Raw genomic sequence first — 14953 nt, forward strand, 5'->3', positions numbered from 1 at the left:
CGCACCGCTCGGTGCGCGGGGGCCGCGGCCGTCACCAGCCCCGCTCGCGCCACTCGGCGAGGTGCGGGCGCGCGGCGCCGAGCGTGGTGTCGGTGCCGTGGCCGGGGTAGACCCAGGCCTCGTCGGGCAGTACGTCGAAGATCTTCTCGTTGACGTCCCGGAACAGGCTGGCGAAGGCCTCCGGGTCCTTCCAGGTGTTGCCGACGCCGCCGGGGAAGAGGCAGTCGCCGGTGAACACGTGCGGGTGGCCCTGGGGGTCGTCGTAGATCAGCACGATCGCGCCGGGGGTGTGCCCGACCAGGTGCCGGACGGTGAGCTCGACCTGGCCCACCCGCAGCACGTCGCCGTCGTCCAGCAGCAGCCCGGTGGGGACGTCGATGCCCTCGGCGTCGATCCGGCCGGCGGCCGTGCGGGCGCCGGTGGCGGCCACCACCTCGGCCAGCGCCGCCCAGTGGTCGTGGTGGCGGTGGGTGGTGACCACCGTGGCCAGCCGGTCGCCCACGGTCTCCAGCAGGGCCGGGGCATCGGCGGCCGCGTCGATCAGCAGCTGCTCGTCGGTGGCCCGGCAGCGCAGCAGGTACGCGTTGTTGTCGTAGGGGCCGACCGCCACCTTGGTGATGATCAGATGGGCGAGCTCGCGGGTGTCCGGCGGACTGCCGACCTTCACCGCTCCGTGGTACGTCATCGCACAGCTCCTCGGTCGTCGTGGCGCAGCGGCGGCTGAAGGCCGTCATCCGCATCATCGCCTGTTCAGTGCAGCGGAGGAAGCTGCGGCAGGGCGCTGCGGCCGTCGGGCAGCAGCTCGCCGCCCCGGCGGACCTGCAGGCCGTCGCCGTCGGAGCGGCCGGCGAGCCAGGCCGCCAGCGCCCGGACGGGGCCCTCGACGTCCAGCGCGGGCCCGGCGCCGTCGCGGCCGGCCGCCACCCGGGCGCCGGTGTCCTCGGCGACCAGCAGCAGCGGGGGCAGCCCGTCGGAGCCGGCGAGCTGGCCGGCGATCCGCTCCAGCTCGGCGGCGGCGAACGCCTCCGGCCAGTGCGCCGGGGTGTAGCCGGCGGCCAGGTCGACGTGGTGGTACTCGACCTCCATCAGCCGCTTGTACGGCACCTCGTACGCCGGGAAGCGGTAGCCGTTGCGGTGGCGCAGCACGGCCGTCCAGGCCTCGTCGGGCAGGGTGGCGGCGCAGGCCGCGAGCCGCTCGGCGCTGGTCGCGAGGTCGGCGAGCTGGACGTCGAGCGGTCGGCCGGCCCCGTCGCGGATCCCGTGCTCGCGCGCCTCGGGGGAGGCGTACTGGGGGATGTCGACCCCGGTGCGAGCGGTCTCCAGCAGATTGACCAGGGAGTCGGCGTTGCGGGCGAGGTGGGCGAGCACGTGCCCGCGCGTCCAGCCGGGCAGGCCGGACGGCCCGGCGACGTCGGCCGGGTCCAGCCCGGCGGCGCCGCGCAGCAGCTGCTCGGTGGAGTCGGCGACGTCCTTGAGGTGCCCCGCGGCGGTCTCGGCCGCGCGACGGGCGGCCCCTGGGTCGGTCATGGCGGCCTCCGGTGGCTGCGGTGGGTGGGACGGGCGGCGTTGCCGGCGGGCGCCGCCGCTCGTTGTACAGGGGACGCTACCCCGGTCGACCGGCCCCGAACTGCGGTTTTCGCGGGCCCGGCGCCCGCGGCGGCGGGCGGCCCTCACTCGTTCGGGTGGTCTCCGCTGGACAAGCTCGATATTCGAACGCCTGAGCTATAGGCTGGCGGTCCGAAGCTGGAAGAAAACGCCCATCTCGCTCGTTGGTCCTCCTTGGGGCCAGACGCAGCCCCACCTCCCCGGAGAAAGGCGCCAGAAGCAGTGGCCGACCGCCTGATCGTCCGCGGTGCTCGCGAGCACAACCTCAAGAACGTCTCGCTCGACCTGCCCCGCGACTCCCTCATCGTCTTCACCGGCCTCTCCGGGTCCGGCAAGTCCTCGCTGGCCTTCGACACGATCTTCGCCGAGGGGCAGCGGCGGTACGTCGAGTCGCTGTCCTCGTACGCGCGCCAGTTCCTCGGGCAGATGGACAAGCCCGACGTCGACTTCATCGAGGGCCTGTCGCCGGCCGTCTCGATCGACCAGAAGTCCACCAGCCGCAACCCGCGCTCCACGGTCGGCACCATCACCGAGGTCTACGACTACCTCCGCCTGCTCTTCGCCCGGATCGGCAAACCGCACTGTCCGCACTGTGCCCGCCCGATCGCCCGGCAGTCGCCGCAGGCCATCGTCGACCGGGTGCTGGAGCTCGCCGAGGGCACCCGCTTCCAGGTGCTCAGCCCGGTGGTGCGCGAGCGCAAGGGCGAGTTCGTCGACCTCTTCGCCGACCTCCAGTCCAAGGGCTACGCCCGCGCCCGGGTCGACGGCGCGACGGTCCAGCTGACCGAGCCGCCGACGCTCAAGAAGCAGGAGAAGCACACCATCGAGGTGGTCATCGACCGCCTCACCGTCAAGGAGAGCGCCAAGCGCCGGCTGACCGACTCGGTCGAGACGGCCCTCAAGCTGTCCGGCGGCATGGTGGTGCTGGACTTCGTCGACCTTCCGGACGACGACCCCGAGCGCGAGCGGATGTTCTCCGAGCACCTGTACTGCCCGTACGACGACGTCTCCTTCGAGGAGCTGGAGCCGCGCTCGTTCTCCTTCAACTCGCCGTTCGGCGCCTGCCCGGACTGCTCCGGCCTCGGCAACCGGATGGAGGTCGACCCGGAGCTGGTCATCCCCGACGAGGAGAAGTCGTTGGAGGAGGGCGCCATCCACCCGTGGTCCCAGGGCCACACCAAGGAGTACTTCCAGCGCCTGATCGACGCGCTCGCCGGCGAGCTGGGCTTCCGCACCGACATCCCCTGGGCCGGGCTGCCCGCCCGCGCCCGCAAGGCGCTGCTGTACGGCCACAAGACCCAGGTCGAGGTGCGCTACCGCAACCGCTACGGCCGCGACCGCTCCTACACCACCTCCTTCGAGGGCGCGGTGCCGTTCGTCCAGCGCCGGCACTCCGAGGCGGAGAGCGACTCCAGCCGCGAGCGCTTCGAGGGGTACATGCGCGAGGTGCACTGCCCCGCGTGCAACGGCACCCGGCTCAAGCCGGTGGTCCTCGCGGTCACCATCCAGGACAAGTCGATCGCCGACGTCTCCGGGATGTCGATCAGCGACTGCGCCGAGTTCCTCGGCGCGATGAAGCTCACCGCCCGCGACAAGAAGATCGCCGAGCGGGTGCTCAAGGAGGTCAACGAGCGGTTGCGCTTCCTGGTCGACGTCGGCCTGGACTACCTCTCGCTCAACCGCGCGGCCGGCACGCTCTCCGGCGGCGAGGCCCAGCGCATCCGGCTCGCCACCCAGATCGGCTCCGGCCTGGTCGGCGTGCTGTACGTCCTCGACGAGCCGTCCATCGGCCTGCACCAGCGCGACAACCACCGGCTCATCGAGACCCTCGTCCGGCTGCGCGACATCGGCAACACCCTGATCGTGGTCGAGCACGACGAGGACACCATCAAGACCGCGGACTGGGTGGTCGACATCGGCCCCGGCGCCGGCGAGCACGGCGGCAAGGTCGTCCACTCCGGCTCGCTCAAGGAGCTGCTGGCCAACGACGAATCGCTGACCGGCCAGTACCTCTCCGGCAAGCGCGCCATCCCCACCCCGGCCGTGCGCCGGCCGCGGGACAAGAAGCGCCAGATCACCGTGCACGGCGCCCGCGAGCACAACCTGCAGGACGTCACCGTGGGCTTCCCCCTCGGCACCTTCACCGCGGTCACCGGCGTCTCCGGCTCCGGCAAGTCGACCCTGGTCAACGACATCCTCTACACCCACCTCGCCCGCGAGCTGAACGGCGCCCGCAGCGTGCCCGGCCGGCACACCCGGATCACCGGCACCGACCTGGTCGACAAGGTGGTGCACGTCGACCAGTCGCCGATCGGCCGCACCCCGCGCTCCAACCCGGCCACCTACACGGGCGTCTTCGACCACGTCCGCAAGCTCTTCGCGGAGACCCAGGAGGCCAAGGTCCGCGGCTACCTGCCCGGCCGGTTCTCCTTCAACGTCAAGGGCGGCCGCTGCGAGAACTGCTCCGGCGACGGCACCATCAAGATCGAGATGAACTTCCTGCCGGACGTCTACGTCCCCTGCGAGGTCTGCCACGGCGCCCGCTACAACCGGGAGACGCTGGAGGTCCACTACAAGGGCAAGTCCATCGCCGAGGTGCTGGACATGCCGATCGAGGAGGCGCTCGACTTCTTCGAGGCCGTCCCGGCGATCGCCCGCCACCTGCGCACCCTCAAGGAGGTCGGCCTCGGCTACGTCCGGCTCGGCCAGCCCGCCACCACCCTCTCCGGCGGCGAGGCCCAGCGCGTCAAGCTCTCCTCCGAGCTCCAGAAGCGCTCCACCGGCCGCACCGTGTACGTGCTCGACGAGCCCACCACCGGCCTGCACTTCGAGGACATCTCCAAGCTGATCCGCGTCCTGGAGGGCCTGGTCGACAAGGGCAACACGGTGATCGTCATCGAGCACAACCTCGACGTCATCAAGACCGCGGACTGGGTCGTCGACATGGGCCCGGAGGGCGGCAGCGGCGGCGGCACGGTGGTCGCCGAGGGCACCCCCGAGGAGATCGCCCAGGAGACGGCCAGCCACACCGGCAAGTTCCTGCGCGACATCCTCGGCAGCGGCTCGGACGCGGCCGACGCCGCCGTCCCGGCCGCCCGCCGGGGCGGTGCCCGGTCCGGCACCGCCGCCCCGCGCAAGCGGGCCGCCGCCAAGAAGTAGCGGGGCACACGCTCACCGAACCTCCCCGGTCCCCGGCGGGCCGGGGAGGTGGTGTGCCAGTACCGCTCGCCCGGGCGGAACGCCCAGGTACGGGGCATAGACTGCCGCCGGTCCGCCCGTACCAGCGTCCGAGGAGCCGCCCGCATGAACGAGCCCGTCGCCACCGCGCCCCAGTCCGGGGACGCCCAGCGCCCCGCCGCCTCCCGCCGCACCCTGCTCTGCGGTGCCGCCGCAGTGCTGGCCGCGGGCGGCGCCGTCGCGGTCACCGGCTGCTCCTCCTCGTCCTCCTCCTCCGCCGGATCCGGCACCGGCGGCGCAGCCGGGACGGGCGGCACCGGCACCGGCGCGGCCTCCGCGGCCCCGGTCGACCTCGGCGCGGCCTCCGACGTCCCGGTCGGCGGCGGCAAGGTCTACCGCGACCAGAAGATCGTCGTCACCCAGCCGACCGCGGGCCAGTACAAGGCGTTCAGCGCCCGCTGCACCCACGCCGGCTGCATCGTCGACCAGGTGAAGGACAAGCAGATCGACTGCCCCTGCCACGGCAGCCGGTTCTCGATCACCGACGGCGCGGTCGAGGACGGCCCGGCGCCCAAGCCGCTGCCCGCCTACGCCGTGGTCGTGACCGACGGCAAGCTCCAGGTCACCCCGGCCTGAGCCCCGTCGGTCCGGGAGCTGAAACCGGCCACGGACGGTCACCGGCAGTCGGTACGGTAGGGGCATGGCAGACCCGTCCACCTACCGTCCGGCGCCCGGTGCGATCCCGCTCTCTCCCGGGGTCTACCGGTTCCGTGACGCGCACGGCCGGGTCATCTACGTCGGCAAGGCCAAGAGCCTGCGGCCGCGGCTGTCCTCGTACTTCCAGGACATCGCGGGCCTGCACCCGCGCACCGCGACGATGGTCACCACCGCCGCCTCGGTCGAGTGGACGGTGGTCGGCACCGAGGTCGAGGCGCTCCAGCTGGAGTACTCCTGGATCAAGGAGTACGACCCCCGGTTCAACGTCAAGTACCGCGACGACAAGAGCTACCCGGAGCTCGCGGTCACCCTCAACGAGGAGTACCCGCGGGTCCAGGTGATGCGCGGCGCCCACAAGAAGGGCGTGCGCTACTTCGGCCCCTACGGCCACGCCTGGGCCATCCGCGAGACGGTCGACCTGCTGCTGCGGGTCTTCCCCGTCCGGACGTGCTCCAACGGCGTGTTCAAGCGCGCGGCCCAGGTCGGCCGGCCCTGCCTGCTCGGCTACATCGGCAAGTGCGCCGCCCCCTGCGTCGGCAAGATCTCCGCCGAGGAGCATCGCGAACTCGCCGAGGAGTTCTGCGACTTCATGGCCGGCCGGACGGGCGGCCGGCTGCGCCGGCTGGAGCAGGAGATGCAGCAGGCCGCCGCCGCCATGGAGTACGAGAAGGCGGCCCGGCTGCGCGACGACCTCGGCGCCCTCAAGCGCGCCATGGAGAAGAACGCCGTCGTCCTCGCCGACGGCACCGACGCCGACCTGCTCGCCCTCGCCGAGGACGAGCTGGAGGCCGCCGTCCAGATCTTCCACGTCCGCGGCGGCCGGGTCCGCGGCCAGCGCGGCTGGGTCACCGACCGGGTCGAGGACGTCGACACCCCCGGCCTGGTCGAGCACGCCCTCCAGCAGCTGTACGGCTCGGGCAGCGAGTCGGTGCCGCGCGAGGTCCTCGTCCCCGAACTGCCCGACCCGGTCGGCCCGGTCCGCGAGTGGCTGACCGGCCTGCGCGGTGCCCAGGTGGACCTGCGCGTCCCGCAGCGCGGCGACAAGAAGGACCTGATGGCCACCGTGCAGCGCAACGCCCAGCAGGCGCTGGCGCTGCACAAGACCAAGCGCGCCGCCGACCTCACCACCCGCAGCCGCGCCCTGCAGGAGCTCGCCGACGCCCTCGGCCTCGACTCGGTGCCGCTGCGCATCGAGTGCTTCGACATCTCCCACCTCCAGGGCGAGGACGTGGTCGCCTCGATGGTGGTCTTCGAGGACGGCCTGGCCCGCAAGAGCGAGTACCGGCGCTTCGCCATCAAGGGCTTCGCGGGCCAGGACGACGTCCGCTCCATGCACGAGGTGGTCGGCCGGCGCTTCCGCCGCTACCTCCAGGAGCGCGAGCAGACCGGCGAGTGGGCCGTCCCCGAGGACGGCGCCGCCCCCGACGGCTCCGCGGCCCCCGCCGACGGGGACCTGCGGGACACCGCCGGGCCGATCGACCCGGACACCGGCCGCCCGCGCCGCTTCGCCTACCCGCCGCAGTTGCTGGTCGTCGACGGCGGCCAGCCGCAGGTCGCCGCCGCCCGGCGGGCCCTGGACGAGCTCGGCATCGACGACGTCGCCCTGTGCGGCCTCGCCAAGCGCCTGGAGGAGGTCTGGCTGCCCGGCGAGGACGACCCGGTGGTGCTGCCCCGCTCCAGCGAGGGCCTGTACCTGCTCCAGCGGGTCCGCGACGAGGCGCACCGGTTCGCCATCACCTACCAGCGCGCCAAGCGCTCGAAGCGACTCACCACCGGGGAGCTGGACTCGGTGCCCGGACTCGGCGAGACTCGCCGCCAGGCGCTGCTCAAGCACTTCGGCTCGCTCAAGCGGTTGCGGGCCGCGACCGTCGACGAACTGTGCGAGGTCCCGGGCATCGGCCGGCGCACCGCGGAGACTGTTGCCGAGGCGTTGGCCTCCCGGACACCTGCCGCACCAGCGGTGAACACCGCGACCGGCGAGATCATTGACGACGGAGCCGGCCCGGCCGGGCCCGGCGCACCCCAGGAGACGCCATGACGGTCGACGGCGCCCGTCCGCAACGGCGCCCGCACCCCTCCCGCCAGCGCGGGACGGGGAAGTCCGGCGGGGTCCGGCGCGTTCTTCTGAAGCGAACCACCGAGAGCGGGGAAGCGAAGTGACAGGGTCCGACCACGGCGGTACCACCCGGCCCGAGGGCGGGGGAGAGAACACCCCGGAGCTGGTGATCATCTCCGGCATGTCCGGCGCCGGCCGGAGCACCGCCGCCAAGTGCCTGGAGGATCTGGGCTGGTTCGTGGTGGACAATCTGCCACCCGCGCTGATCCCGACCATGGTCGACCTCGGCGCCCGCTCCCAGGGCTCGGTGCCCCGGATCGGCGCCGTGGTCGACGTGCGCGGCCGCAGCTTCTTCGACGACCTGCTGACCTCGCTGGAGGAGCTGGAGAAGCGCGGGGTACGGCTGCGCGTGGTCTTCCTGGACTCCTCCGACGAGGCGCTGGTGCGCCGCTTCGAGTCGGTGCGCCGCCCTCACCCGCTGCAGGGCGAGGGCCGGATCGTCGACGGCATCGCCCAGGAGCGCGAGCTGCTGCGCGACCTGCGCGGCGAGGCAGACCTGGTGATCGACACCTCGAACCTCAACGTCCACCAGCTCCGCGCCAAGCTGGACGCCCAGTTCGCCGACCACGACGAGCCGGAGCTGCGGGCCACCGTGATGTCGTTCGGCTTCAAGTACGGGCTGCCGGTCGACGCCGACCTGGTGGTGGACTGCCGCTTCCTGCCCAACCCGCACTGGGTGCCCGAGCTGCGGGCCCGGACGGGCACGGACGCGGACGTCGCCGACTACGTCTTCAAGCAGCCCGGTGCCCAGGAGTTCCTGGACGGTTACGCAGAGCTGCTGCGGATCGTGATCGAAGGGTATCGCCGAGAGGGCAAGCGCTACATGACTCTTGCCGTAGGCTGCACCGGTGGCAAGCACCGGAGCGTCGCCATGTCGGAACGGCTGACCAGACGTCTGATCGCCGACGGCGTGGAAACGGTGCTGGTCCACCGCGACATGGGCAGGGAGTGACCGGCCGGGCCTGACCGGGCCGACCGCGCCACCCCCGTCCGCCGCGCATACCAGCACGAGACAGGAACGTGGGGTCGGTGTGACGGGTTACTCGCCGGCACGGCAGTGGCAGCAGAGGTCCGGCGAGCGAGCCCAGACCGGTCCGAGACCGCCGCGCCCCGGCGCCCCCCGGATCACTGCACTGGGCGGCGGACAGGGCCTGTCCGCCTCGCTCTCCGCGCTGCGCCGGCTCACCAACGAGCTGACCGCCGGCGTCACGGTCGCCGACGACGGCGGTTCCAGCGGCCGGCTCCGGGCCGAGCTGGGGGTGCTGCCCCCCGGTGACCTGCGCAAGGCGCTCGCCGCGCTCTGCGGCGACGACGACTGGGGCCGCACCTGGTCCGAGGTGCTCCAGCAGCGCTTCACCGGCGACGGCGACCTCCGCGGCCACGCGGTCGGCAACCTGCTGATCGTGGCGCTCTGGGAGAAGCTCGGCGACCCGGTCGAGGCGCTGAACTGGGTGGGCCGGCTGCTGAACGTCCAGGGCCGGGTGCTGCCGATGTCGGCCGTCCCGCTGGACATCGAGGCGGAGGTCCGCGGCCACGACCCGGACCGCCCGCACGAGCTGGGCGCGGTCCGCGGGCAGGCGAGCGTCGCCGCGACCCCGGGCACGGTGCAGTCGGTCCGGCTGCTGCCCGAGGAGCCGCCGGCCGTCCCGGAGGCGGTCCAGGCCGTCCTGGAGGCCGACTGGGTGGTGCTCGGCCCCGGCTCCTGGTTCACCAGCGTGCTGCCGCACCTGCTCGTCCCCGAGCTCGCCAAGGCGCTCACCGAGACCCGCGCGCGCCGGCTGCTCACCCTGAACCTCGCCCCGCAGCCCGGCGAGACCGAGGGCTTCACCCCGCAGCGCCACCTGGACGTGATCGCCGACCACGCCCCGGACCTCGCGGTGGATGCGATCCTGGTGGACGAGCGGGCGGTCACCGGCGGCGCCTTCGGGGTCGCCGACCTGGCGGGCCTGGAGAAGGCCGCCGAGCGGATGGGCGCCGCCCTGGTGCTCGGCTCGGTGGCCCGCTCGGACGGGACTCCGCGACACGACCCGGAGCTCTTGGCGGCGGCGTACGACCGGATTTTCCGGACGCATGGAAGGATCGGCCCATGGCGATGACCCCAGCGGTGAAGGACGAAATCTCCCGGCTCCCGGTCACCCGTGCCTGCTGCCGCAAGGCCGAGGTCTCCGCGATCCTGCGGTTCGCGGGCGGCCTGCACATCGTGAGCGGCCGCATCGTGATCGAGGCGGAGCTGGACACCGGTATCGCGGCACGGCGCCTGCGCAAGGACCTGCTGGAGATCTTCGGGCACTCCTCGGACCTGGTCGTGATGGCCCCCGGCGGGCTGCGGCGCGGCAGCCGGTACGTGGTCCGGGTGGTCAAGGACGGCGATCTGCTGGCGCGGCAGACCGGCCTGGTGGACGGGCGCGGCCGGCCGATCCGGGGCCTGCCCCCGGCGGTGGTCTCCGGTGCGACCTGCGACGCCGAGGCCGCCTGGCGCGGTGCCTTCCTGGCGCACGGTTCGCTCACCGAGCCCGGCCGGTCCTCCTCCCTGGAGATCACCTGCCCCGGTTCCGAGGCGGCCCTGGCCCTGGTCGGCGCGGCCCGCCGGCTCGGCATCCCGGCCAAGGCCCGCGAGGTCCGCGGGGTGGACCGGGTGGTGATCCGGGACGGCGACGCGATCGGCGCCCTGCTGACCCGGCTCGGGGCGCACGAGTCGGTGCTCGCCTGGGAGGAGCGCCGGATGCGGCGCGAGGTCCGGGCCACCGCCAACCGGCTCGCCAACTTCGACGACGCCAACCTGCGCCGCTCGGCGCGCGCGGCGGTCGCGGCGGGCGCGCGCGTGCAGCGCGCGCTGGAGATCCTCGGCGACGAGGTGCCCGAGCACCTGGCCGCCGCCGGCCAGCTGCGGATGCAGCACAAGCAGGCCTCGCTGGAGGAGCTCGGCGCGCTCGCCGACCCGCCGCTCACCAAGGACGCGGTGGCCGGCCGGATCCGCCGGCTGCTGGCGATGGCCGACAAGCGCGCCGCGGAACTCGGCCTGCCGAGCACCGAGGCCAACCTGACCGACGAGATGGCGCTCAGCTGAAATCGGTGTCGCGCTATTCGGACACGTATTTGAGGCGCGGGGAACTGTGCGAATCGGAAGGCGCGACACCGCGTTCACCGATTCCGTAGTTCCCCGCGCCCCATTTATGCGCGGCAGTCACAGGAGTTACTCGCGGGTAATCCGACGGGCCGCCCCGGGCCGTCCCGGGCGGAGAGGCGATGTGCCCATGGGAGCCCCAGGGAGGTAGGGTCATGGGTGGTCGGGGACATCCCATTTCCACCCCCGTCGGCATCAGTCCGGCGTACCTAAGAGGAGATCGGTTCGTGACGATCCGGGTAGGCATCAACGGATTCGGCCGCATCGGCCGCAACTTCTTCCGTGCGGTTCAGGCCCAGGGCGCGGACATCGAGATCGTCGGTGTCAACGACCTGACGGACACGAAGACCCTGGCGCACCTGCTCAAGTACGACTCGATCCTCGGCACTCTCCAGTCCGAGGTCTCTCACACCGCCGACAGCATCACCGTGGACGGCAAGACCTTCAAGGTCATCGCCGAGCGCGACCCGGCCAACCTCCCCTGGGGCGAGCTGGGCGTGGACATCGTCATCGAGTCCACCGGTATCTTCACCAAGGCCGAGCTTGCAAAGAAGCACGTGACGGCCGGCGCGAAGAAGGTCATCATCTCGGCGCCCGCGACCGACGAAGACGTCACCATCGTCATGGGTGTCAACGACGACAAGTACGACGCCGCCAAGCACACCGTCATCTCCAACGCCTCCTGCACCACCAACTGCGTGGCGCCGCTGGCGAAGGTGCTGAACGAGAACTTCGGCATCGTCAAGGGTCTGATGACCACGGTGCACGCGTTCACCAACGACCAGGTCACCCTGGACTTCCCGCACAAGGACCTGCGCCGCGCCCGTGCCGCGTCGCTCAACATCATCCCGACCTCGACGGGTGCCGCCAAGGCCACCGCCCTGGTCCTCCCCGAGCTCAAGGGCAAGCTGGACGGCACCTCGCTGCGCGTCCCGGTCCCCACCGGCTCGATCACCGACCTGGTCGTGACCCTCGAGCGCGAGGTCACCGTCGAGGAGGTCAACGCCGCCTTCCAGAAGGCGGCCGAGGGCGAGCTCAAGGGCATCCTCCAGTACACCGAGGACCCGATCGTCTCCTCCGACATCGTGAACTCGCCGTTCTCCACGATCTTCGACTCCCTCATGACCATGGCCCAGGGCAACCAGGTCAAGATCTTCGGTTGGTACGACAACGAGTGGGGCTACTCGAACCGTCTCGTCAACCTGACCACGCTCGTCGGCGGCCAGCTCTGACCTGCGCGGGAGCTGACGTGATGTGAGGTGCGGGGCCCGGAAGGCTTTGGCCGTCCGGGCCCCCGCTTCGCGTCTCCAACCCTCGCCCGCCGTGTTCCTGGTGGCCCGCCGCCGTGCCGCCGACACGCACCACCTTCCTCGGGAGACCCAAGACCGTGAAGACGATCGAAGACCTCCAGGTCGCCGGCCAGCGGGTGTTCGTCCGCGCCGACCTGAACGTGCCGCTGTCCGGCGGCGAGATCACCGACGACGGCCGGATCCGCGCCGTCGCCCCGACCATCGCCAAGCTGGTGCAGGCCGGCGCCAAGGTGGTCGTCGCCTCCCACCTGGGCCGCCCCAAGGGCGAGCCCGACCCGCAGTTCTCCCTTGCGCCGGTCGCCGTCCGCCTCGGCGAGATCCTCGGCGTTCCGGTGTCCTTCGCCACCGACACCGTGGGCGAGAGCGCGAAGGCCACCGTCGCCGCCCTGGCCGACGGCGAGGTCACGCTGCTGGAGAACCTGCGCTTCAACGCCGGCGAGACCGCCAAGGACGACGCCGAGCGCGGCGCCTTCGCGGACGAGCTGGCCGCCCTGGCGGACCTGTACGTGGGCGACGGCTTCGGTGCGGTGCACCGCAAGCACGCCTCGGTGTACGACCTGCCGGCCCGGCTGCCGCACGCCGTCGGCGACCTGATCGCCACCGAGGTGGGCGTGCTCAAGCGCCTCACCGACGAGGTCGCCCGCCCGTACGTGGTGGTGCTCGGCGGCTCCAAGGTCTCCGACAAGGTCGGCGTGATCGACAACCTGCTGGGCAAGGCCGACCGCATCCTGATCGGCGGCGGCATGGCGTTCACCTTCCTCGCGGCCCAGGGCCACGAGGTCGGCAACTCGCTGCTGCAGGAGGACCAGATCCCGACCGTGCTCGAGTACCTGGAGCGCGCGAAGGCGAACGGCGTCGAGTTCGTGATCCCGGTGGACGCCGTGGTCTCCGGCGGCTTCCCCGACCTGAAGACCAAGGCCCCGGTCGAGGACCGCCAGGTCGTCGACGCCGACAAGATCCCGGCCGGCACCCTGGGCCTGGACATCGGCCCGAAGTCCGGCGAGCTGTTCGCGTCCAAGATCGCGGACGCGGCGACGGTCTTCTGGAACGGCCCCATGGGTGTCTTCGAGCACCCCGCCTTCGCCGACGGCACCAAGGCCGTCGCCGCGGCGCTGCTCGACAGCGACGCGTTCACCGTGGTCGGCGGTGGCGACTCCGCCGCGGCCGTCCGCCTCCTGGGCTTCGACGAGACGAAGTTCGGGCACATCTCGACCGGCGGTGGCGCGAGCCTCGAGTACCTGGAGGGCAAGACCCTTCCCGGTCTCGCCGCCCTGGAAGGCTGAGGAATGACTGAGCGTCTCCCGCTGATGGCGGGCAACTGGAAGATGAACCTCAACCACCTTGAGGCCATCCAGCACACCCAGAAGCTGGCCTTCGCGCTGGCGGACAAGGACTACGAGGCCGTCGAGGTCGCCGTCCTCGCCCCCTTCACCGACCTGCGCTCGGTGCAGACCCTGGTCGACGGCGACAAGCTGAAGATCAAGTACGGCTCGCAGGACATCTCGGCGCACGACTCCGGTGCCTACACCGGCGAGATCTCCGGCCCGATGCTGGCCAAGCTCAAGTGCACCTACGCGGTGATCGGCCACTCGGAGCGCCGCCAGTACCACGGCGAGAACGAGGAGATCGTCAACGCCAAGGTGAAGGCCGCCTACCGCAATGGGATCACCCCGATCCTGTGCATCGGCGAGCCGCTGGACATCCGCAAGGCCGGCACCCACGTCGCGTACACCCTGGCCCAGCTGGACGGCGCCCTCGACGGCGTCCCGGCCTCCGACGCGGAGAGCGTCGTCGTCGCGTACGAGCCGGTCTGGGCGATCGGCACCGGCGAGGTGGCGACCCCGGAGGACGCCCAGGAGGTCTGCGGTGCCATCCGCGCCCGCCTGGCCGAGCTCTACGACGGGGAGCTGGCCGGCAAGGTCCGCATCCTGTACGGCGGTTCGGTGAAGTCCTCGAGCGCGGCCGGCCTGATGGCCAAGCCCGACGTGGACGGCGGCCTGATCGGCGGCGCCTCCCTGGATGCCGACGAGTTCGTCAAGATCGTGCGCTACCGCGAGCAGGCAGTAGGCTAACGCCGCTGCAGCAACGTAGGCTTTGGGGCCGGACCGCTTCCATGCGGCCCGGCCCCTTCGCCGAAGATACGAGAGAGTTGGTCCCGTCGTGGTTATCGGGTTCTCGATTGCCCTGATCATCTTCAGCCTGCTGATGATCCTCCTGGTGCTGCTGCACAAGGGGAAGGGCGGCGGCCTGTCCGACATGTTCGGCGGCGGTGCGATGTCGACCGGCGGCGGTTCGGCGGTGGCCGAGCGCAACCTGGACCGGATCACCATCATCGTCGGCATCGCGTGGTTCGCGTGCATCGTGGTGCTCAGCCTGCTGCTCAAGTACAAGTAACGCTCCGTCCGCAGGCGATGCGGAGGCGGTGGTGGCAGATGCTTAAGTGCCGCTTACACTAGGACGACTTCGCCACCGTCCGCACAGCCGCGGCCGGGCGGCACCAGCACGCAGGGAGTCAGACCGTGGCAAGTGGCAACGCCATCCGAGGAAGCAGAGTCGGCGCCGGCCCGATGGGCGAGGCGGAGCGCGGCGAGTCCGCCCCCCGTACCCGGATCTCCTTCTGGTGCGCGAACAAGCACGAGACGCGCCCCAGCTTCGCCGCCGAGGCGGCCATCCCGGAGACCTGGGACTGCCCGCGCTGCGGGTTCCCCGCCGGACAGGACGAGCTCAACCCGCCGGCCCCGGCCCGCAACGAGCCGTACAAGACCCACCTCGCGTACGTCCGGGAGCGTCGCACCGACGCCGACGGCGAGGCGATCCTGGCCGAGGCGCTCGCCAAGCTGCGCGGCGAGATCTGAGCACGGCACGCACGGCAGAGCGAAGGGGGGGGGGGCGGGGGGGGGCGAA

Annotated in this window: 13 protein-coding genes; 11 read left to right on the plus strand and 2 right to left on the minus strand. The window is 71.9% G+C overall.

The window, feature by feature from the left end; translation table 11 throughout:
• Positions 1–31: 31 nt before the first annotated feature.
• Together ACFV0G_RS19420 and ACFV0G_RS19425 are read right to left on the minus strand one after the other, a co-directional pair.
• A complete protein-coding gene (locus ACFV0G_RS19420; protein WP_380548888.1) occupies positions 32–685 on the minus strand; it encodes an MBL fold metallo-hydrolase in 654 nt (217 codons plus the stop codon).
• Between the two features lie 65 nt (positions 686–750).
• The gene (locus ACFV0G_RS19425; RefSeq protein WP_380548891.1) at positions 751–1527 is read right to left on the minus strand and encodes a maleylpyruvate isomerase family mycothiol-dependent enzyme; all 777 of its coding nucleotides are present in this window, start codon (positions 1525–1527) and stop codon (positions 751–753) included.
• 300 nt (positions 1528–1827) lie between these two features.
• Between ACFV0G_RS19425 and uvrA the strand changes: the two genes are divergently transcribed.
• From uvrA to ACFV0G_RS19480, 11 genes are all read left to right on the plus strand, one after another.
• A complete protein-coding gene (gene uvrA / locus ACFV0G_RS19430; RefSeq protein ID WP_380548894.1) occupies positions 1828–4764 on the plus strand; it encodes an excinuclease ABC subunit UvrA in 2937 nt (978 codons plus the stop codon).
• Positions 4765–4908: 144 nt separating this feature from the next.
• A complete protein-coding gene (locus tag ACFV0G_RS19435) occupies positions 4909–5418 on the plus strand; it encodes a Rieske (2Fe-2S) protein (RefSeq protein ID WP_380548897.1) in 510 nt (169 codons plus the stop codon).
• A gap of 64 nt (positions 5419–5482) precedes the next feature.
• Positions 5483–7537, plus strand: a complete 2055-nt coding sequence (gene uvrC, locus ACFV0G_RS19440) for an excinuclease ABC subunit UvrC (protein ID WP_380548900.1) — start codon at positions 5483–5485, stop codon at positions 7535–7537.
• Between the two features lie 118 nt (positions 7538–7655).
• A complete protein-coding gene (rapZ, locus tag ACFV0G_RS19445) occupies positions 7656–8567 on the plus strand; it encodes an RNase adapter RapZ (RefSeq protein ID WP_380548903.1) in 912 nt (303 codons plus the stop codon).
• Between the two features lie 79 nt (positions 8568–8646).
• Positions 8647–9711: a uridine diphosphate-N-acetylglucosamine-binding protein YvcK gene (yvcK, locus tag ACFV0G_RS19450; protein WP_380548906.1), complete on the plus strand. Its 1065-nt coding sequence runs from the start codon at positions 8647–8649 to the stop codon at positions 9709–9711.
• The gene (gene whiA, locus ACFV0G_RS19455; RefSeq protein WP_380548909.1) at positions 9702–10682 is read left to right on the plus strand and encodes a DNA-binding protein WhiA; all 981 of its coding nucleotides are present in this window, start codon (positions 9702–9704) and stop codon (positions 10680–10682) included. Before yvcK ends, whiA begins: the two co-directional genes overlap by 10 nt.
• Positions 10683–10966: 284 nt before the next feature.
• Entirely contained in the window at positions 10967–11971 is a 1005-nt protein-coding gene (gene gap, locus ACFV0G_RS19460; RefSeq protein ID WP_380548912.1) for a type I glyceraldehyde-3-phosphate dehydrogenase, read from the plus strand.
• A gap of 155 nt (positions 11972–12126) precedes the next feature.
• Positions 12127–13332 carry a phosphoglycerate kinase gene (locus ACFV0G_RS19465; protein ID WP_380548915.1) on the plus strand — a complete coding sequence of 402 codons (1206 nt, stop codon included), beginning with the start codon at positions 12127–12129 and terminating at the stop codon, positions 13330–13332.
• Between the two features lie 3 nt (positions 13333–13335).
• The gene (tpiA, locus tag ACFV0G_RS19470) at positions 13336–14121 is read left to right on the plus strand and encodes a triose-phosphate isomerase (RefSeq protein ID WP_380548918.1); all 786 of its coding nucleotides are present in this window, start codon (positions 13336–13338) and stop codon (positions 14119–14121) included.
• Positions 14122–14209: 88 nt separating this feature from the next.
• The gene (gene secG / locus ACFV0G_RS19475; RefSeq protein WP_380548921.1) at positions 14210–14443 is read left to right on the plus strand and encodes a preprotein translocase subunit SecG; all 234 of its coding nucleotides are present in this window, start codon (positions 14210–14212) and stop codon (positions 14441–14443) included.
• Between the two features lie 173 nt (positions 14444–14616).
• Positions 14617–14904, plus strand: coding sequence for an RNA polymerase-binding protein RbpA (locus tag ACFV0G_RS19480; RefSeq protein WP_380548924.1), 288 nt, complete (start codon positions 14617–14619; stop codon positions 14902–14904).
• The last annotated feature ends 49 nt before the right edge of the window (positions 14905–14953 follow it).

The sequence above is a fragment of the Kitasatospora sp. NPDC059571 genome (genome assembly GCF_042735675.1).
Classification (GTDB): Bacteria; Actinomycetota; Actinomycetes; order Streptomycetales; family Streptomycetaceae; genus Kitasatospora.